Source organism: Pseudomonas sp. TUM22785, from assembly GCF_028198105.1.
Lineage (GTDB): Bacteria > Pseudomonadota > Gammaproteobacteria > Pseudomonadales > Pseudomonadaceae > Metapseudomonas > Metapseudomonas solani.
In genome coordinates this window covers 1,267,213-1,286,401 of record NZ_CP116239.1, presented here as the reverse complement: position 1 = coordinate 1,286,401, position 19,189 = coordinate 1,267,213, and the positions used below count along the sequence as shown (strand labels likewise).

Annotated in this window: 14 protein-coding genes; 8 read left to right on the top strand and 6 right to left on the bottom strand. The window is 67.0% G+C overall.

What is annotated here, in order from left to right; all coding sequences use genetic code 11:
• Positions 1–154 precede the first annotated feature (154 nt).
• The 7 genes from PI990_RS06050 (at position 155) to PI990_RS06020 (ending at position 9,062) form a co-directional block, all read left to right on the top strand.
• On the top strand, positions 155–1,756 hold the full coding sequence (locus tag PI990_RS06050) for an ABC transporter substrate-binding protein (RefSeq protein WP_271660097.1): 1,602 nt from the start codon (positions 155–157) through the stop codon (positions 1,754–1,756).
• 244 nt (positions 1,757–2,000) lie between these two features.
• Complete coding sequence (locus tag PI990_RS06045; protein WP_271660096.1) at positions 2,001–3,446, top strand: OprD family outer membrane porin; 1,446 nt, start codon at positions 2,001–2,003, stop codon at positions 3,444–3,446.
• Between the two features lie 45 nt (positions 3,447–3,491).
• Complete coding sequence (locus PI990_RS06040) at positions 3,492–5,072, top strand: ABC transporter substrate-binding protein (protein WP_271660095.1); 1,581 nt, start codon at positions 3,492–3,494, stop codon at positions 5,070–5,072.
• A 114-nt stretch (positions 5,073–5,186) separates the two neighbouring features.
• On the top strand, positions 5,187–6,197 hold the full coding sequence (locus tag PI990_RS06035; protein ID WP_021217741.1) for an ABC transporter permease subunit: 1,011 nt from the start codon (positions 5,187–5,189) through the stop codon (positions 6,195–6,197).
• Positions 6,198–6,206: 9 nt separating this feature from the next.
• On the top strand, positions 6,207–7,109 hold the full coding sequence (locus tag PI990_RS06030) for an ABC transporter permease subunit (protein ID WP_184488642.1): 903 nt from the start codon (positions 6,207–6,209) through the stop codon (positions 7,107–7,109).
• A gap of 10 nt (positions 7,110–7,119) precedes the next feature.
• Entirely contained in the window at positions 7,120–8,091 is a 972-nt protein-coding gene (locus PI990_RS06025; RefSeq protein ID WP_184488641.1) for an ABC transporter ATP-binding protein, read from the top strand.
• Positions 8,091–9,062, top strand: a complete 972-nt coding sequence (locus tag PI990_RS06020) for a peptide ABC transporter ATP-binding protein (protein ID WP_021217738.1) — start codon at positions 8,091–8,093, stop codon at positions 9,060–9,062. Before PI990_RS06025 ends, PI990_RS06020 begins: the two co-directional genes overlap by 1 nt.
• A gap of 283 nt (positions 9,063–9,345) precedes the next feature.
• Here PI990_RS06020 and PI990_RS06015 read toward each other — a convergent pair whose 3' ends face one another.
• The 6 genes from PI990_RS06015 to PI990_RS05990 all read right to left on the bottom strand — a co-directional run bounded on the left by PI990_RS06015 (position 9,346) and on the right by PI990_RS05990 (position 16,984).
• The gene (locus PI990_RS06015) at positions 9,346–10,272 is read right to left on the bottom strand and encodes a biotin-dependent carboxyltransferase family protein (protein WP_271660094.1); all 927 of its coding nucleotides are present in this window, start codon (positions 10,270–10,272) and stop codon (positions 9,346–9,348) included.
• Positions 10,269–10,946, bottom strand: coding sequence for a 5-oxoprolinase subunit PxpB (gene pxpB / locus PI990_RS06010; RefSeq protein WP_271660093.1), 678 nt, complete (start codon positions 10,944–10,946; stop codon positions 10,269–10,271). Before pxpB ends, PI990_RS06015 begins: the two co-directional genes overlap by 4 nt.
• Positions 10,943–11,689, bottom strand: coding sequence for a 5-oxoprolinase subunit PxpA (locus PI990_RS06005; protein ID WP_271660092.1), 747 nt, complete (start codon positions 11,687–11,689; stop codon positions 10,943–10,945). The genes pxpB and PI990_RS06005 overlap by 4 nt, the downstream gene beginning before the upstream one ends.
• Before the next feature lie 125 nt (positions 11,690–11,814).
• Positions 11,815–14,403: a sulfite reductase flavoprotein subunit alpha gene (locus PI990_RS06000; RefSeq protein WP_271660091.1), complete on the bottom strand. Its 2,589-nt coding sequence runs from the start codon at positions 14,401–14,403 to the stop codon at positions 11,815–11,817.
• Between the two features lie 162 nt (positions 14,404–14,565).
• A complete protein-coding gene (locus PI990_RS05995) occupies positions 14,566–15,684 on the bottom strand; it encodes an alpha-hydroxy acid oxidase (protein ID WP_271660090.1) in 1,119 nt (372 codons plus the stop codon).
• Positions 15,685–15,820: 136 nt separating this feature from the next.
• Positions 15,821–16,984, bottom strand: a complete 1,164-nt coding sequence (locus PI990_RS05990; RefSeq protein WP_021217731.1) for a type III PLP-dependent enzyme — start codon at positions 16,982–16,984, stop codon at positions 15,821–15,823.
• Between the two features lie 563 nt (positions 16,985–17,547).
• Here PI990_RS05990 and PI990_RS05985 point away from each other — a divergent pair.
• Positions 17,548–19,131 (top strand): peptide chain release factor 3, encoded by a 1,584-nt coding sequence (locus PI990_RS05985; RefSeq protein WP_021217730.1) that lies wholly within the window; start codon positions 17,548–17,550, stop codon positions 19,129–19,131.
• Positions 19,132–19,189: the final 58 nt, after the last annotated feature.

Here is a 19,189-nt window from a genome sequence, read left to right as displayed (position 1 = left end):
GGGATGGACCCATGGCAACGCCGCTTACCGCTGCAAAGGGCCGGCTCACCCGACCAGGGACCCGGAATGCAGCGGGGTGTACCGATGCATGTGCTCGGTCCAAAAGGCCGCCACGCACATGACGCCCTCAGAAAAAGAACAAATTGAGGTTTGCATGCGCAAGAACACCCCCATCCAGGCCCTGCTCGCCGCAGGCCTGCTTCTCGGTTCCCCATTCGTTTCCGCCGCCAGCAACCTGGTGTTCTGCTCCGAGGGCAGCCCAGCGGGCTTCGACCCCGGCCAGTACACCACCGGCACCGATTTCGACGCGGCTTCCGAAACCCTGTTCAACCGCCTGGTGCAGTTCGAACGAGGCAGCACCCAGGCCGTCCCTGCCCTCGCAGAAAAGTGGGACATCTCCCCGGACAACCTCAGCTACACCTTCCACCTGCGCCCCGGCGTGAAGTTCCACAGCACCGACTACTTCAAGCCCAGCCGCGAATTCAACGCCGACGACGTGCTCTTCACCTTCCAGCGCATGATCGACAAGGAACACCCGTTCCGTAAGGCATACCCCAGCGAGTTCCCCTACTTCACCGACATGGGCCTGGACAAGAACATCGCCAAGGTCGAGAAGGTCGACGCGCACACCGTACGCTTCACCCTCAACACCGTGGACGCGGCCTTCATCCAGAACCTGGCGATGCCTTTCGCCGTGGTGCACTCGGCCGAATACGCCGACCAGTTGCTCAAGGCCGGCAAGGCCGCCGAGCTGAACCAGAAGCCCATCGGCACCGGTCCCTTCGTGTTCAAGCGCTACCAGAAGGACGCGCAGATCCGCTTCGCCGGCAACAAGGACTACTGGCAACCGGGCGAGGTGAAGATCGACAACCTGATCTTCTCCATCAACACCGACGCCTCGGTCCGCGCGCAGAAGCTCAAGGCCGGCGAGTGCCAGATCACCCTCAACCCGCGCCCCGCCGACCTCGAGTCGCTGAAGCAGAACGCCAAGCTGCAGGTGCCGTCGAACCCCGGTTTCAACCTCGGCTACATCGCCTACAACGTCACCCACGCGCCTTTCGACAAGGTCGAGGTGCGTCGCGCACTGGACATCGCGGTGAACAAGCCGGCGATCATCCAGGCCGTGTACCAAGGCGCCGGCCAACTGGCGGTCAACGCCATGCCGCCGACCCAGTGGTCCTACGACGAGACCATCAAGGGCAGCGAGTACAACCCCGAGAAAGCCCGCGAGCTGCTCAAGGCCGCCGGCGTCAAGGAAGGCACCGAGATCACCCTCTGGGCCATGCCCGTGCAGCGCCCCTACAACCCCAACGCGCGGCTGATGGCCGAGATGCTCCAGGCCGACTGGGCCAAGGTCGGCATCAAGGCACGCATCGTCAGCTACGAGTGGGGCGAGTACATCAAGCGTGCCCACGCTGGCGAGCACGACGCCATGCTGATCGGCTGGACCGGCGACAACGGTGACCCGGACAACTGGCTCGGCACCCTCTATGGCTGCGACTCGATCAACGGCAACAACTTCTCCAAGTGGTGCGACAAGGACTACGACAAGCTGGTGAAGCAGGCCAAGAACGTCACCGACCAGGCCCAGCGCACCGAGCTCTACAAGCAGGCCCAGCAGCTGCTGCAACGTGAAGTGCCGATCACCCCGATCGCCCACTCCACCGTCTACCAGCCCATGAGCAAGAGCGTGCAGGGCTTCAAGATCAGCCCCTTCTCCACCAACTCCTTCTACGGCGTCTCCAATGCGCCCTGACCGCACCTGACGAACCCGGCGGGCCCCACGCCCGCCGGCTTTCGCGGCCCGTTCCGGGCCACTCCGTGAACCCCATCTCCATCCGACGCCAGATCGGAGGAGGACCCTTTCATACCTGCCCCAACGAGTTCGCAAGGATGCTGCGCTTGCGCGCGTCGGCACCGGCTTGCCCGGCGTCGGCGGCAGTCCGCATGAGCGTTCCTTGTTTCGATGAAGAAGCGATAACAAAAAAGGAGCACACGTGATGAAATCCACCCCCTTCCAACGAGCAACCCTGGGACTGGCACTGATGGCTGCCAGCGCACACCTCTTCGCCGCCGAAGAGGAAAAGGTCCCCCCGGTGCCCGAGAACCCCAGCTACGCCGCCCAGGTGCAGAACATCCCCGCCGTGGAAAAACCGGTGAAGGGCCAGGCTGGCGCCACCGGCTTCATCGAAGGCCAGAGCCTGAGCCTGAGCACCCGCAACTTCGCTGCCCGCGAGCAGATGAAGGACGGCTTCGGCTTCACCATCCCCAAGGATGACGGCCCGCAGCGCACCCACAGCCGCCGCGCCTGGGTACAGGGCACCCAGCTGAAATACAGCTCCGGCTACACCGAAGGCACCATCGGCTTCGGCCTGGACGTGGCCGCCTTCAACGCCATCAACCTCGAGCGCGGCAAGGGCCGCATCGGCGGTGGCGGCAACCGCACCCTGGCCGACAGCAACGGCCACGGCCAGGAGGAATGGTCCAAGCTCGGTGTCGCCAACGTGCGCCTGCGCGCCTCCAACACCGAGTTCAAGGCCGGCCGCTTCCTGGTGGACACCCCGGTGCTCAGCTACATCGACAACCGCGCCCTGCCCTCCAGCTTCACCGGCTACGCGGTGACCAGCGAGGAGTTCGACGGCCTCGCCCTGCAGGCCGGCAGCTTCCGCCGCGCCAGCCCGCGTACCGGCGCCGGCGACGAAGCCTTCACCACCGAATACGGCACCCGCGAGGTCACGGGCGAGCACATGCATTACCTCGGCGGCAACTACAAGCCGCTGGATAACCTCGAGGTCGCCGTCTACGCCGGCCGCTTCGAAGACGTCTGGGACCAGTACTACCTGAGCGTGGCCCACGACCTGGGCGACCGCGAGACCCTGTCCCTGCGCACCGCCTTCAACGGCTACCGCACCCGCGACACCGGCGACCGCAAGGCCGGCTACATCGACAACGACACCTTCAGCCTGGCCTTCACCCTGGCCCACCAGGCCCACGCGCTGACGCTCGCCTGGCAGCAGGTCGACGGCAACGAGTACTTCGACTACATCCACGAAACCGCCGCCATCTACCTGGCCAACTCTCTGCTCTCGGACTACAACAGCCCCAACGAGAAGTCCGCGCAGATCCGCTACGAAACCGACTGGAGCTACTTCGGCATCCCCGGTTTCTCCACCACCGCCTGGTACGCCAAGGGCTGGGGCATCGACGGCACCCACTACGACGGTGACCGCAACGGCGCCTACGGCAACTACGCGGAAGTGCGCGCCATGGACGACGAGCGCCACCGCGAATACGGCCTGATGGCGGCCTACAAGGTGCAGAGCGGGACCATCAAGGACAGCACCTTCAAGGTCACCTACATGTCCCACAAGGCGAGCAAGCAGCAGATCGATGGCAGCGTGAACGAGCTGCGTATCGTCAGCACCTTCCCCTTCGACCTGCTCTGACATGGATGCGGCGCCGGCCCCGCGCCGGCGCCTGGAGGACCCGACATGAAGATGCGTTACCTGCCCCTGCTGGCCGCCCTCGCCGCCGCCAGCGCCCAGGCCCAGAACCTGGTGGTCTGCACCGAAGCCGCGCCCGAGGGCTTCGACATCGTGCAATACACCGGCGCGGTGACCGCCGACGCCACCGCCGAGACTGTGTTCAGCCGCCTGCTCGGCTTCAAGCCCGGCACCACCGAGCTGATCCCCGGCCTAGCCACCAGTTGGGAAATCAGCGACGACGGCTTGGTCTACACCTTCCGCCTGCGCCCGGACGTGAAATTCCACGCCACCGACTGGTTCACCCCCAGCCGGCCGTTCAACGCCGACGACGTGGTCTGGACCTTCCAGCGCGCCCTCGACCCCAAGCACCCCTGGCATGAGTCGGCGCAGCGCGGCTACGCCTACTTCGACGCCATGGGCATGCGCGAGCTGATCAAGTCCGTGGAGAAGGTCGACGCGCTCACCGTGCGCTTCACCCTCACCCACCCGGAAGCACCCTTCCTCGCCGACATGGCCATGCCCTTCGCCTCCATCTACTCGGCCGAGTACGGCGACCAGTTGCTGGCGGCGGGCAAGACCAACCAGCTCAACCAGTTGCCCGTCGGCACCGGCCCCTTCGTCTTCAACCGCTACGCCAAGGACGCCCAGGTGCGCTACAAGGCCAACCCGGACTACTTCCGCGGCAAGCCCGGGATCGACAACCTGATCTTCGCCATCACCCTCGACCCCAACGTGCGCCTGCAGAAGGTGCGCGCCGGCGAGTGCCAGCTGGCGCTCTACCCGAAACCCGAGGACGTGGCCGGCATCCGCAACGACCCGCGCCTGGCGGTGGACGAGATCGACGCGCTGCTGACCACCTATGTGGCCATCAACACCGAGCACAAGCCGCTGGACGACGCCCGCGTGCGCCAGGCCATCAACCTCTCCATCGATAAGCAGGCCCTGCTCGGCGCGGTGTTCGGCCCGGGCGCCGCCAGCGCCGCGGTCAACCCCTACCCGCCGACGCTGCTGGGCTACAACCACCAGATACAGGATTGGCCCCACGACCCGCAGAAGGCCCGCGCGCTGCTCGCCGAAGCCGGGGTGAAGGACCTGAAGATCACCCTCTTCATCCGCAACGGCACCTCGCCTACCATCCCCAACCCCGCGCTGGCGGCACAGATGATGCAAGCGGATCTGGCCAAGGCCGGCATCCAGATGACCATCCGTTCGCTGGAGTGGGGCGAGCTGCTCAAGCGCTCCAAGGGCGGCGAGCACGACATGGTGCTGCTGGGCTGGGCCGGCGATAACGGCGACCCGGACAACTTCCTCAGCCCCAACCTGTCGTGCGCGGCGGCCAAGTCGGGGGAAAACCAGGCGCGCTGGTGCGACCAGGACTTCGAAACCCTGATGCAGAAGGCCCGCACCGTGAGCGAGCCGGCGGAACGGGCGAAGCTCTATGAACAGGCCCTGGAGGTATTTCACAACCAGGCCCCATGGATTCCCCTGGCACACCCTAAGCTGTTCAATGTGCGCCGCAGCAATATCGACGGCTACGTGATCAGCCCCTTGAGCAACAACAACTTCGCCACCACCCGGGTGAAGTAACGGCAGCGTCGCGGCGGTCCAACCCACAGCCGCGACGCTCCCAACAACAAGAACGGCGCCCGCCCACCGTCACAAGCGGAAGCGGGCGTGATACCTGAGGAGTCAACCACCGAGATGCTAAGTTTCATCGCCCGCCGACTGGGGCTTCTGATCCCCACCTTCTTCGGCATCACCCTGCTCACCTTCGCGCTGATCCGCCTGATCCCGGGCGACCCGGTCGAAGTGATGATGGGCGAACGCCGGGTCGACCCCGAAATGCATGCCCAGGCGATGACCCGCCTCGGCCTCGACAAACCCCTGCGCGAGCAGTACTTCGATTACATCGGCAAGCTCGCCAAGGGTGATCTGGGCGAGTCCCTGCGCACCCGCGAAAGCGTCTGGCACGAATTCCTCACCCTGTTCCCCGCGACCCTGGAGCTGGCCCTGGCCGCCCTGCTGTTCGCCGGCACCCTGGGCCTGCTGGCCGGGGTGATCGCAGCGCTCAAGCGCGGCTCGCTGTTCGACCACGGGGTGATGGGCATCTCGCTGGCGGGCTATTCCATGCCGATCTTCTGGTGGGGCCTGCTGCTGATCATGTTCTTCTCCGTCTGGCTGGGCTGGACGCCGGTCTCCGGGCGCATCGACCTGCTCTACGACATCGAGCCGGTCACCGGCTTCATGCTCATCGACACGCTGCTCTCAGACGAGGAAGGCGCCTTCCTCGACGCCCTGCGCCACCTGATCCTGCCGGCCATCGTGCTCGGCACCATCCCCCTGGCGGTGATCGCCCGCATGACCCGCTCGGCCATGCTCGAGGTGCTGCGCGAGGACTACGTGCGCACCGCCCGCGCCAAGGGCCTGTCGCCGGCCCGCGTGGTCTTCGTCCACGGCCTGCGCAACGCGCTGATCCCGGTGCTCACGGTATTCGGCCTGCAGGTCGGCACGCTGCTGGCCGGTGCCGTGCTCACCGAAACCATCTTCTCCTGGCCGGGCATCGGCAAATGGCTGATCGAATCGATCGGCGCCCGCGATTACCCGGTGGTGCAGAACGGCATCCTGCTGATCGCCTGCCTGGTAATACTGGTGAACTTCGTCGTGGATGTGCTCTACGGCTTCGCCAACCCACGCATTCGCCACCAGCGCTGAGGCCCCGTCATGACCATCGCTCAGAACACGGTCGAACCGGCCATCCTCTACCCCTCGCCGATGAAGGAATTCTGGCGGGCCTTCTCCCACAACAAGGGCGCCGTCGGCGGCCTCGCCTTTATGGTGATCATCGTGATCTGCGCGCTGTTCGCGCCCTGGATCGCGCCCTATGACCCCAGCGAGCAGTTCCGCGACGCCCTGCTGACCCCGCCGGCCTGGCTCGAAGGCGGCCAGTGGCAGTTCGTGCTCGGCACCGACGAGCTGGGCCGCGACCTGCTCTCGCGGCTGATCCACGGCGCGCGCCTGTCGCTGCTGATCGGCCTCGCCTCGGTGGTGATGTCGCTGCTGCCCGGCATCCTTCTGGGCCTGATCGCCGGCTTCGCCCCGCTGCTGGGCATGCTGATCATGCGCCTGATGGACATCATGCTGGCCCTGCCCTCGCTGCTGCTGGCGGTGGCCATCGTCGCCATCCTCGGCCCAGGGCTAATCAACACCGTGATCGCCATCGCCATCGTCTCGCTGCCTTCCTACGTGCGCCTGACCCGCGCCGCAGTGATGGTCGAGCGCAACCGCGACTACGTCACCGCCTCGCGCCTGGCCGGTGCCGGCATCTTCCGCCTGATGTTCATCACCGTGCTGCCCAACTGCATGGCGCCGCTGATCGTCCAGGCGACCCTGAGCTTCTCCTCCGCCATCCTCGATGCCGCGGCCCTCGGCTTCCTCGGCCTCGGCGTACAACCGCCGACCCCGGAATGGGGAACCATGCTGGCCTCCGCCCGCGACTACATCGAGCGCGCCTGGTGGGTGGTCTCGCTGCCCGGCCTGACCATCCTGCTCAGCGTGCTGGCGATCAACCTGATGGGCGACGGCCTGCGCGACGCGCTGGACCCGAAACTCAAGAATGCCGTCTGAGGAGCCCACCATGAGCCTTCTGGATATCAAGAACCTCGGCGTGCGCTTCGGCGACGCCAATGCGGTACCGGTGGTCGACGGCCTCGACCTCTCCGTGAACAAGGGCGAGGTGCTGGCCATCGTCGGCGAGTCCGGCTCCGGCAAGTCGGTGACCATGATGGCGCTGATGGGCCTGATCGACGCCCCCGGCAAGGTCACCGCCGACAGCATGCAGTTCGACGGCACCGACATGCTGCGCCTCAAGGGCAAGCAGCGCCGCCACATCGTCGGCAAGGACCTGGCCATGGTCTTCCAGGACCCGATGACCGCCCTCAACCCCAGCTACACCGTAGGCTTCCAGATCGAGGAAGTGCTGCAGCAGCACCTCGGCCTCAAGGGCCGCGCCGCCCGCCAGCGCGCCCTGGAACTGCTGGAGCGGGTGGAGATACCCGGCGCCGCCAGCCGCCTCGACGCTTACCCGCACCAGCTCTCCGGAGGCATGAGCCAGCGTGTGGCCATCGCCATGGCCATCGCCGCCGAACCCAAGCTGCTGATCGCCGACGAACCCACCACCGCCCTCGACGTGACCATCCAGGCGCAGATCATGGACCTGCTGCTGGACCTGCAGCGCGACCACGACATGGCCCTGGTGCTGATCACCCACGACCTGGCGGTGGTCGCCGAGACCGCCGACCGCGTCTGCGTGATGTACGCCGGCCAGGCGGTGGAGATAGGCGAAGTACCGCGCCTGTTCGACGAGCCCACCCACCCCTACACCGAAGCACTGCTCAAGGCGATTCCCGAGCACAGCCAGGGCCAGCGCCGCCTGGCGACCCTGCCCGGCATCGTCCCCGGCCGCTACGACCGGCCCCACGGCTGCCTGCTGTCGCCGCGCTGCCCCTACGCCCAGGCCAGCTGCCGCGAGCGCCGCCCCGGCCTGGACCCGCACGAACATGGCGCGGTGCGCTGCTTCTTCCCCCTGAATCTCGGCGAGGTGGCCTGATGACTGCCGTACTGACCGCCCGTGACCTGACCCGTCACTACGACATCTCCCGTGGCCTGTTCAAAGGCACGGCCACGGTGCGCGCCCTCAATGGCGTGTCCTTCGAACTGCAGGCCGGCAAGACCCTCGCCGTGGTCGGCGAATCCGGCTGCGGCAAGTCCACCCTGGCCCGCGCCCTGACCCTGATCGAGATCCCCAGCTCCGGCTCCCTGCAGATCGGCGGGCAGGAAGTCACCCGCGCCAACGGCCTGCAGCGCAAGCAGATGCGCCGCGACGTGCAGATGGTGTTCCAGAACCCCTATGCATCCCTCAACCCGCGGCAGAAGATCGGCGACCAGCTGGCCGAGCCGCTGCTGATCAACACCTCGCTGTCCCGCGCCGAGCGCCGCGAGCAGGTGCAGGCGATGATGCAGCAGGTGGGCCTGCGCCCCGAGCACTACCAGCGCTACCCGCACATGTTCTCCGGCGGCCAGCGCCAGCGCATCGCCCTGGCCCGCGCCATGATGCTCAACCCCAAGGTGCTGGTGGCGGATGAGCCCACCTCGGCGCTGGACGTTTCCATCCAGGCCCAGGTGCTCAACCTGTTCATGGACCTGCAGGAGCGCTTCAACACCGGCTACGTGTTCATCTCCCACAACCTCTCGGTGGTGCAGCACGTGGCGGACGACGTGCTGGTGATGTACCTCGGCCGCCCGGCGGAGATCGGACCGGCGGAGCTCATCTACGAGCGCCCGCTGCACCCCTACACCCGCGCGCTGCTCTCGGCCACGCCGACCATCCACCCGGACCCGGCCAAGCCGAAGATCAAGATCGTCGGCGAACTGCCCAACCCCCTCGACCCGCCCAGCGGCTGCGCCTTCCACAAGCGCTGCCCCTACGCCACCGAGCGCTGCCAGGTGGAAGTCCCCGAACTGCGCGCGCTGGACGCTCGCCAGGTCGCCTGCCACCACGCCGAAACCATCGCCCCGTAACCCGCCCCACGAACCCCATCGCCCGATGGGGTGCGCCGGCCCGCGATAACCGCTCTGTAGGAGCGAATTCATTCGCGATGCCCGTAGGTCGGGTGAAACCCGACACATACATCCCCTGTCACGCGGGTTTCACCCGCCCTACGCCCCAGCACCACCCGTAGCCCGGACTTCAGTCCGGGAACACCAGCAGCACCTTTCCCGCGCTGAAGCACGGGCTACGGAACGACACGGCTCTTGAAGGTCGGGGGCAACCCGGCCAGAACACACGCGGGTTTCACCCGCCCTACGAACGGGCGCCGAAGAAGCGACGGAATTCGCGCACCTCGGCCTGTACCGCCGAGATATCCACAGCCTGGAAACGCAGCCTCTGGTGCGCCGCGCACTGGGCCAGGCGGTCGCAGTCCCGGGGGTGCAGCCAGCCGAGGATGGGGTAGCCGCCCATGGTCTGGTGGTCGGCCTGGAGGATGATCGGTTGGCCATCCGGCGGGACCTGCACGGTGCCGCGTACCACGCCCAGGGACCATTGCCGCTGCGGCGCACGGATCGCCTCGCCCTGCAGGCGCGCGCCCATGCGATCCGATTGCGGGCTGAGCTGCCAGGGTCGCTGGAAAAAGGCCTGTAGTTGGTCATCAGCGAACTGCCCGGCATCGCCGCCGAGCATCACCCGCAGCGGCCGCTCGGCGCGGTAGTCCGGCTGCCAGGGCCAGGGCACGCTGGCGCCCCGTTCGAAACGCCCTTCCCCGCCTGGCAACAGATCGCCGTCGGCCAACTTCGCCCCTTGGCCGTTCAGCCCACCGAGGCCTTCACGCACCTGGCAGGCGACGCTGCCCAGCACCGGCTCGACGCGAAAGCCACCGGTGATGGCGAGATAGGCCCGCTGGCCGTTGCGGGCGAAGCCCAGCTTGAGGCGCTGCCCGGCGCGCAGCGGGAAGCGTGACCAGTTGGGCCGCGCCTCGCCATCCAGGGTAATGGGCAGGTCCGCGCCACAGAGCGCCACCCAGCCATCGCCCAGGCTTTCCAGCTCGACACCGCCCAGGGCGATCTCGACCAGCGGGGCGCCCGGCGCATTGCCCAGCAGGCGATTGGCCCAGAAGGCGGCGTGACGGTCCATGGGCCCGCACGGGGACACCCCCAGGTGCTGCCAGCCGCTGCGCCCGCCGTCCTGCAGCAGGCTCAGGGGCCCGGCCTTGATCACCCGCAGGCCGTTCATGGCTCGCCCCGCTCGCGGCGATAGGTCCGTTCATCGATGGGCACGAAGCGCACACGGTCCCCCAGCGCCAGCGGGCACGGCGGCTCACGCGTCGGGTCGAACAGCGCCGTCGAGCACAGGCCCAGCAGGTGCCAGCCGCCCGGCGAGGCCTGTGGATAAATCGCCGTCTGCCGCTCGGCGATGGCCAGGCTGCCCGCCGGCACCCGCGTGCGCGGCGTACCGCGCCGTGGCAGGGCGAGGCGCGTATCCAGCTCACCCAGGTAGGCGAACCCCGGGGCGAAGCCGATGGCACCGACGCGGTATTCCACCCCGGCGTGCAACTCGATCACCTGCGCGGGGCTGAGCCCACAGGCAGCGGCCACCGTGGCCAGGTCCTCGCCGCCGTACCAGACGGGCAGCTCGTGCAGGCGCCCGGCCTGCTCGACCGTAGCCGACCGCTGCCACTGCTCTAGCAACGGCGCCAGCTCGGCGGCCAGCCGGAGGTGGTCGGTGTGCAGCAGGTCGTAGTGCAGCAGGAGGGTGGTCCAACCCGGCACCAGCTCGCGGAGCCGGTGGCCGAAGTGCTGACGCAGAGCGGCGGCGAGCTGGGCGATGCGTTGCGGCAGGCAGCTGTCCGGCTCATCCGCCAGCACCAGCAGCAACGCCTCGGCGCCGACCGGTTCGATACGAATCACGAGGCGTCCAGGTAGGCTCGCAGCCGGCGCAGCACCGCCAGGGATTGCGGGTTATCGCCGTGCACGCAGAGGCTGTCGGCCACCAGTTGCAGGGGCTTGCCGTCAATATCGGCGAAGGGCTCGCCCCGGGCGATGGCCACGGCCTGCCCGATGATGCGCTCCGGCTCGTGGTGCACCGCACCCTCCAGCCGACGCGGCGCCAACTGGCCGTCGGCCAGGTAGGCACGGTCGGCGAAGGCCTCGAACATCAGCGGCACGGCTGCCTCGTCCGCCAGGCGCATTTCACGGCGGTTGTCGGCCAGGGCCAGGACCATCAGCGGCAGGCCCTGGCGGTAGCTGGCGCAGGCGTCCAGCACCGCCTCCAGCAGGGCATCGTTGCGCACTAGCTCGTTGTACAGCGCGCCATGGGGTTTGACGTAGGCGACCTGGGTACCGGCGGCCCGGCAGAAGGCGTCCAGCGCACCGATCTGGTAGAGCACCAGGGCGCGGACCTCTTCCACCGACAGGGCCATCTGCCGGCGGCCGAAACCGATCAGGTCCGGGTAGGCCGGGTGCGCGCCGATGCTCACGCCGTGCTGCACCGCCAGGTCGACGGTGCGTTGCATGGTCATGGGATCGGAGGCGTGGAAGCCGCAGGCCAGGTTGGCCTGGTCCACCAGCGGCATGGCGTGTTCGTCGTCGCCCATGGTCCAGACGCCGAAGCTCTCGCCCATGTCGCAGTTCAGCAGGATTCGATTTTTCATCGCCTGATTATGGCGACAGCGGGCGGGCTGTGCGAGATGGGGTTATCCACAGGTGGATCAGCGACCGCAGCCCGGGCTTCAGCCCGGGAAGCCCACCCGGGTCTGAAGCACAGCCCATGAACCGATCAATACACGTCGCGGCGGTAGCGGCCTTCGGCGGCGAGGGCATCCAGGGCCTCGTCGCCCAGCAGTTCGCGGAGCACACGGTCGACGCCGTCGGCCATGCCCTGCAGGCTGCCGCAGATGTAGAACACCGCACCCGCCTCGACCCAGGCGCGTACTTCGGCGCCAGCTTCGCGCAGGCGGTCCTGCACATAGACCTTGTGCGCCTGGTCGCGGGAGAAGGCCAGGTCGAGCCGCTCCAGCTCGCCGCTGGCCAGCCAGCCTTCGATCTCGTCGCGGCAGTAGTAGTCGTGGGCCTGGTTGCGCTCGCCGAACAGCAGCCAGTTGCGGCCGTGGCCGGCGGCGATGTTGGCCTTGAGCAGCGCCCGCAGGCCGGCGAGGCCGGTGCCGTTGCCGATGAAGATGGCCGGTCGCTCGCCCTCCAGGCGGTGGAAGCGGGCGTTGCGACGCAGGCGCAGCGGCAGGCTGGCGCCGGTCGGCAGGTAATGGGTGAGCCAGCCGGAGGCGATGCCCAGGGTGCCATCGGCATGCTGCTCCTGGCGCACGATCAGCTCCAGGGCACCGTCGCTCTCCAGGGAGGCGATGGAGTACTGGCGCACCGAGAGCACGATCAGCGCATCCAGCAGCGCCTGCGGGTGCAGGCCCACCAGGTGCTCGAAGGAATCCGGCAGCAGGCGCGCGCCCAGGGCCTGGCGCAGGGGCTGGGCGATGCCATCCACCGTCACCTGGGCCTCGCCGTCGAGGCCATGCCGGTCGAGCCAGCCCTGGATGCGCGAGTCGGCCAGGCGCGGAAGGATCTCCACCAGGTCGCCAGCCTGCCAGCGGATCTGGCTGCCCGCCGGGGCGCCCAGGCGCAGCAGCCAGGTGGATTCGCCCTGGCTGCCGGGGTTGAGGTGTTCGCGCCCGGCCAGGGTCCAGGTTTCGAAAGGCTGCTCGGTCCATGCCGGCACCAGGCTGGAGCCGGACAGGCTGGCCAGTTGCTGCTGCCAGCTCTGCAGTGCGCCGGCGTCGCCGTTGTCCACCTCCACCGTGTCGAACAGGGTGTTGGCGCCCTGGCCCTGGAGCCAGGCCTGCAAGCGGTGGGCGAAGCCACAGAAGTGCTGGTACTGGCGGTCGCCCAGGGCGAGCACGGCGAAGCGCAGGTCGGCCAGTTGCGAGGCCTGGCCCAGCACCTTGCGCTCGAAGCCGCGGGCGGCGTCCGGTGCTTCGCCATCACCAAAGGTGCTGACCACGAACAGGGCGTTGCGCGCCTCGGCCAGTTGCCCGGCATCCAGTTCGCCCAACTGCTGCACGCGCACCGGGTAGCCGGCGGCCTGGAGCTGGCCGGCGCTCTGCCAGGCGAGCTGCTCGGCGAAACCGCTCTGGCTGGCGAAGCCGATCAGCCAGGGCTCGCCGTCACCGCCGTTGCCGAGACCACCGCGAGCGGCCTTGATCGCGCGCTTCTTGCGTCGGCGGTCGAGGTAGAGCAGCCAGCCGGTGATGAAGAACAGGGGCATGGCGAGGCTCGCCAGCATCATCAGGATGCGCCCGGGCAGGCCGAAGTACTCGCCCACGTGCAGGGCGTAGATGCTGGTGAGCAGCTGCGCCTTGAAGCTCTTCTCGGCGTAGCGCTCGACGCGGGCGACCTTGCCGGTGGCCGGGTCGAGGGTGATCTGGTTGGTGGCACGGGGATGGCTGGAATCCCCCAGGAGGTAGAACACCGTGGCCGGCTGGCCACCCACCGGGGGCAGGCGCAGGTTGTAGGCGGTCATGCCGGGGCCGGCGGCCTCGCGGATGCTGGCCCAGACGGCGTCATAGTCCACCACCAGCGGCGGGCCCGACGGCGCTTGCTGCATGCCCGGGCGGCCCCCTTCGCGGCGCTCGCCACGGCCTTCACCACGACGTTCGCCAGGCTTGGCCTGCTGCTGTTCGACGGGTGGCGCATCGGCCAGCAGGCGCTGCAGGCCGGCGCGGTACCACTCGTAGGACCAGAACAGGCCGGTCAGTGCAGCCAGGAGGTAGAGCGCCAGGCACCAGGTGCCGGCCACCGCGTGCAGGTCCCAGTTGAAGCTGCGGCCCTTGCGCGCCCAGTCCAGGGTCAGCCAGGTACGCCAGCTGCTGGCCTGGCGCGGCCAGCGCAGGTAGAGGCCGGAGAGGCAGAAGAAGATCAGTGCCAGGGTGCTGGCAGCGGTGATCTGCTTGCCGGTCTCGCCCATGGCGAGGAAGCGGTGCAGTTGCAGCATCAGGCCGAAGAAGGGCTGGCCGACAGGCTCACCGAGCAGCTCACCGGTGTAGGGGTCGAACCAGCGCATGGGGCCACGCCGCTCGCCGGGCGGCGGCATGAAGAACACCCGCGCCGGCCCGCCGGACTGGGTTTCCACCCAGAGCCCGGTAACCTGCTTGCCCTCGGCGGCTTCGATCTTGCGCACCAGTTCGGCGGGCGGCAGCACACCGCTGTCATTCACCTCGATACGCAGGGTGTCGGCGTTGAGCCAGTCGAGGATTTCGTCCTGGAAGCTGTAGGCGGCACCGGTGATGCCCATGAGGCACAACACCAGGCCGGCACTGATGCCGAGGAACCAGTGCAGCTGGAAAAGGACTTTCTTGAACACGGTGACCCCTTATTGGAAGCAGGCAGCGCCCCGTCAGCCGGAGTGACGGGGGCCATGGATACTCAGATGGGATGCGATTCTATTTGAGAATAAATTTCACCAACAGTGCGAGCTGCGCCTTTTACTTTCTATTTACTTTGTGGCCGCAGCCCGCCCCCGTCCTCAGCGTCCTGCGGGGGGCAGCACGAGAAGTTCACGGTGGATATCCGCCAGGGTGCGGCACCCCGTCAGCGCCATGGTCACTTCCAGTTCGGTGCGCAGCAGGTGCAGCACATGGGCGACACCCGCCGCCCCGGCGGCCGCCAGGCCTTGGATATAGGGCCGGCCGATCATCACCGCGCTGGCACCCAGCGCCAGCGCCTTGAACACATCGGTGCCGCGCCGGATGCCGCCATCCAGCAGCACCGGCACCCGCCCCTGCACCGCCTGGGCCACGGCCGGGAGCATGTCCAGCGTCGCCGGCATGCCGTCCAGGGTGCGGCCGCCGTGGTTGGAGACGACAATGCCGGCCACGCCCTGCTCCACGGCCCGCGCCGCGTCCCGGGGGTTCATCACGCCCTTGAGTAGCACCGGCAGGCGCGTATGGGCCTGCAGCCAGGTGAGGTCGCGCCAGGTCACCGCCTGCTCCAGCAGCGGGCTGCCGAACAGGGGGCTCTCGCCGGGTTGGGCGACGGCAGGCGGCAATGCCCCCATGCCCTTGAGGTTGACCGCCTCGATGCCCTCGGGGAGCACGAAGCCCGCACGCTGCTCGCGGTTGCGCAGGCCACTGACCGGCGCATCCACCGTGACCACCAGCGCCCGGTAGCCGGCCGCCTCGGCGCGGTGCACCAGGGCCAAGGTGAACTCGCGGTCCGGCTGGATGTAGAGCTGGAACCACAGTGGCGTCTGCGCCGCCTCGGCAATCGATTCCAGGCTGATGCCCGCCTGGGTGCTGACCACCATGGCGGCCTTCATCGCGGACGCGCCGAGCACGCTGGCCAGTTCGCCATCCGGGTGTGCCAGCTGCTGGAAGGCAACCGGCGCCAGGAGGATCGGGTAGTCCAGTTCCAGCCCGCACAGCTGCAGGCGCGTGTGGCCGCCGCCCAGGTCCTGCAGCACCTGGTTGAGCAGGCGCGCACGCTGGAAGGCCGCGCGGTTCTCGCCCAGGGTGAGCTCGTCTGCGGCGCCACCGGCCATATAGGCCCAGGCCTGGGGCGTCATGCGCTCACGGGCGAAGGGTTCGTAGTCGGAAACGGCGGCGATGCTGGCGGGTATCTGTTGCAGCGGGGGCAGAAACGTCATGGGTCACCTGGGGAAGCGCGGCTGCACATGGTAAGGGCGGGATGCAGCGAGGCAACCGCGACAAGACGCCGCCCCGGATTATCTTGCGGGCATAAAAAAGCCTGCCGCGAGGCAGGCTTCTTCGGTCACGCGGCGCTTACAGGTAGAAGGCCTTCAGCGGCGGGAAGCCGTTGAATTCCACCGCGCTGTAGCTGGTGGTGTACGCACCGGTGGAGAGCCAGTAGAGGCGGTCGCCGCTGGCCAGGTTCAGGGGCAGGCCGTACTTGTAGTTCTCGTACATGATGTCGGCGCTGTCGCAGGTCGGACCGGCGATGACCACTTCCTCCATCTCGCCTTTCTTCTCGGTCCAGATGGGGAACTTGATGGACTCGTCCATGGTTTCGATCAGGCCGGAGAACTTGCCCACGTCGGTGTAGACCCAACGCTCCACCGCGGTGCGGGACTTGCGCGCCACCAGCACCACTTCGCTGACCAGGATGCCGGCGTTGGCGATCAGCGAGCGGCCCGGCTCGAGGATGATTTCCGGCAGCTCGTCGCCGAAGTCTTCCTTGAGGAAGCGGGTGATTTCCTCGGCGTAGGTTTCCAGGGCGTTGGTGCGCTGGATGTAGTTGGCCGGGAAGCCGCCGCCCATGTTGATCATCTTCAGGGTGATGCCGTCTTCTTCCTTGAGGCGCTCGAAGATCACCTTGACCTTGGCGATGGCGGCGTCCCAGACGTCGATGTCGCGCTGCTGGCTGCCCACGTGGAAGGACAGGCCGTAGGGCTCCAGGCCCAGCTGCTTGGCGAGGATCAGCAGGTCCAGCGCCATGTCGGGGTTGCAGCCGAACTTGCGCGACAGCGGCCAGTCGGCGGAGGTGGAACCCTCGGTGAGGATGCGCACGTAGATCTTCGAGCCCGGGGCGGCCTTGGCGATGTTGCGCAGGTCGGCTTCGGAGTCGGTGGCGAACAGGCGCACGCCCTTCTCGTAGAAGTAGCGGATGTCCCGGGCTTTCTTGATGGTGTTGCCGTAGCTGATGCGCTCCGGGCCGACGCCGGTCTTCATCACCTTGTCCAGCTCGTAGATGGAGGCGATGTCGAAGTTGGAGCCCTTGTCACGCAGCAGTTCGGTGATTTCAGTCGCCGGGTTGGCCTTCACCGCGTAGTAGATCTTGGCGAAGGGGAAGCAGCCGACCAGTTGGTCGTAGGCATCGGCGATGGTCTGCTTGTCGATCACCACGAAAGGGGTCTCGTGTTGATCAGCGAACGCTTTCATGCGCTGGAAAGTGGCGGGTGCGAAATAGTCTTCGACCTTGATCGACATACTGGGGCTCCATTGGGCAAAAAACACAAAAGTTGCAAGGGATGGGCTTGGTGCGAAAAGCCTGAACGTCTAATCCGTTTCCCCACTTTGGTTCGCCTACTTCCCAAGGCATGTCGCCGAGGATTTGCAGCCTTGTGGCCGCCAACCTCTCGTCGTCAGTACTTGAGCCGGATGGATCGTTTCCAGCATGGACGTTCGGGCGCGAACTTTAGGACCATGGGGGGCGCAGATCAATCAAAAAATGCCGCTTTTTCACATCCCTTTGTCGCGTTACCTGTTGACTGTTCTGTATTCAAAACAAAACGTTATGAAATGCTGCACAAAACCGCTGGCGACGGCCCTTGCAGCGCATCGGTACGCGCCCGGACCTGGCGATCATGGCCCTCTTTTCTGACAGACCGATGATCCCCTCGAGGGTTCATCCCCATCGCCCGATTGGGTGCCGGCAACACCATCACCGCCGCCTGCGACATGCGGACTGATCCCCCGGTCGTTTCCCGCTATAATTCCGCGCTTTTCGGGCCGCACATGGCCCGCAACCGTTTCCAGCCAGGCACATATCCATGACCATCCAGGCCGCCGAAGTCGCCAAACGCCGCACCTTCGCCATCATTTCCCACCCTGACGCCGGTAAGACCACCATCACCGAGAAGCTGTTGCTGATGGGCAAGGCGATCGAGGTCGCCGGTACGGTGAAGTCGCGCAAGTCCGACCGCCACGCCACCTCCGACTGGATGGAAATGGAGAAGCAGCGCGGCATCTCCATCACCACCTCGGTGATGCAGTTCCCCTACCGCGAGCACATCATCAACCTGCTCGACACCCCCGGCCACGAAGACTTCTCCGAAGACACCTACCGCACCCTGACTGCGGTGGACTCGGCGCTGATGGTCCTCGACGGCGGTAAAGGCGTAGAGCCGCGCACCATCGCGCTGATGGACGTGTGCCGCCTGCGCGATACGCCCATCGTCAGCTTCATCAACAAGCTCGACCGCGATATCCGCGACCCCATCGAGTTGCTCGACGAGATCGAGGCGGTGCTGAAGATCAAGGCCGCGCCCATCACCTGGCCCATCGGCTGCTACAAGGACTTCAAGGGCGTCTACCACCTGGCCGACGACTACATCATCGTCTACACCCCGGGCCACGGCCACGAGCGCACCGCGGTGAAGATCATCGAGAAGCTGGACTCCGACGAGGCCCGTGCCCACCTGGGCGACGAGTACGACCGTTTCGTCGATCAGCTGGAGCTGGTCCAGGGTGCCTGCCATCCCTTCGACCAGGACGAGTTCATCAGCGGCCAGCTGACCCCGGTGTTCTTCGGCACCGCGCTGGGCAACTTCGGTGTCGATCACGTGCTCGACGCCGTGGTCGACTGGGCGCCCAAGCCACTGCCGCGCGCAGCCAACGAGCGCAGCGTGGAGCCGCAGGAAGAGAAGTTCAGCGGCTTCGTGTTCAAGATCCAGGCAAACATGGACCCCAAGCACCGCGACCGTATCGCCTTCATGCGCATCTGCTCGGGCAAGTACAGCCAAGGCATGAAGATGCGCCATGTACGCCTGGGCAAGGACGTGCGCGTCGGCGACGCGCTGACCTTCTTCTCCAGCGAGCGCGAGCAGCTCGAGGAAGCCTTCGCCGGCGACATCATCGGCCTGCATAACCACGGCACCATCCAGATCGGCGACACCTTCACCGAAGGCGAGGCCCTGGGCTTCACCGGCATCCCCCACTTCGCACCCGAGCTGTTCCGCCGCGTGCGCCTGAAGGACCCGCTGAAATCCAAGCAGCTGCGCCAGGGCCTGCAGGAACTGGCCGAGGAAGGCGCCACCCAGGTGTTCTTCCCCGAGCGCAACAACGACATCATCCTCGGCGCGGTCGGCGTGCTGCAGTTCGACGTCGTCGCCAGCCGCCTGAAGGAGGAATACAAGGTCGAGTGCGCCTATGAGCAGATCAACGTCTGGTCGGCACGCTGGATCGAATGCAAGGACGAGAAGAAGCTCAAGGAGTTCAAGGACAAGGCCTTCGAGAACCTCTCCGTGGACGGCGGTGGCCACCTCACCTACCTGGCCCCGACCCGCGTCAACCTGGCGCTGATGGAAGAGCGCTGGCCGGACATCAAGTTCCGCGCCACCCGCGAACACCACTGATCGCGCTTTATCGATCGGATGCACGACAGGGGCGCCGCTTCCCGGCGGCGCCCCTGGG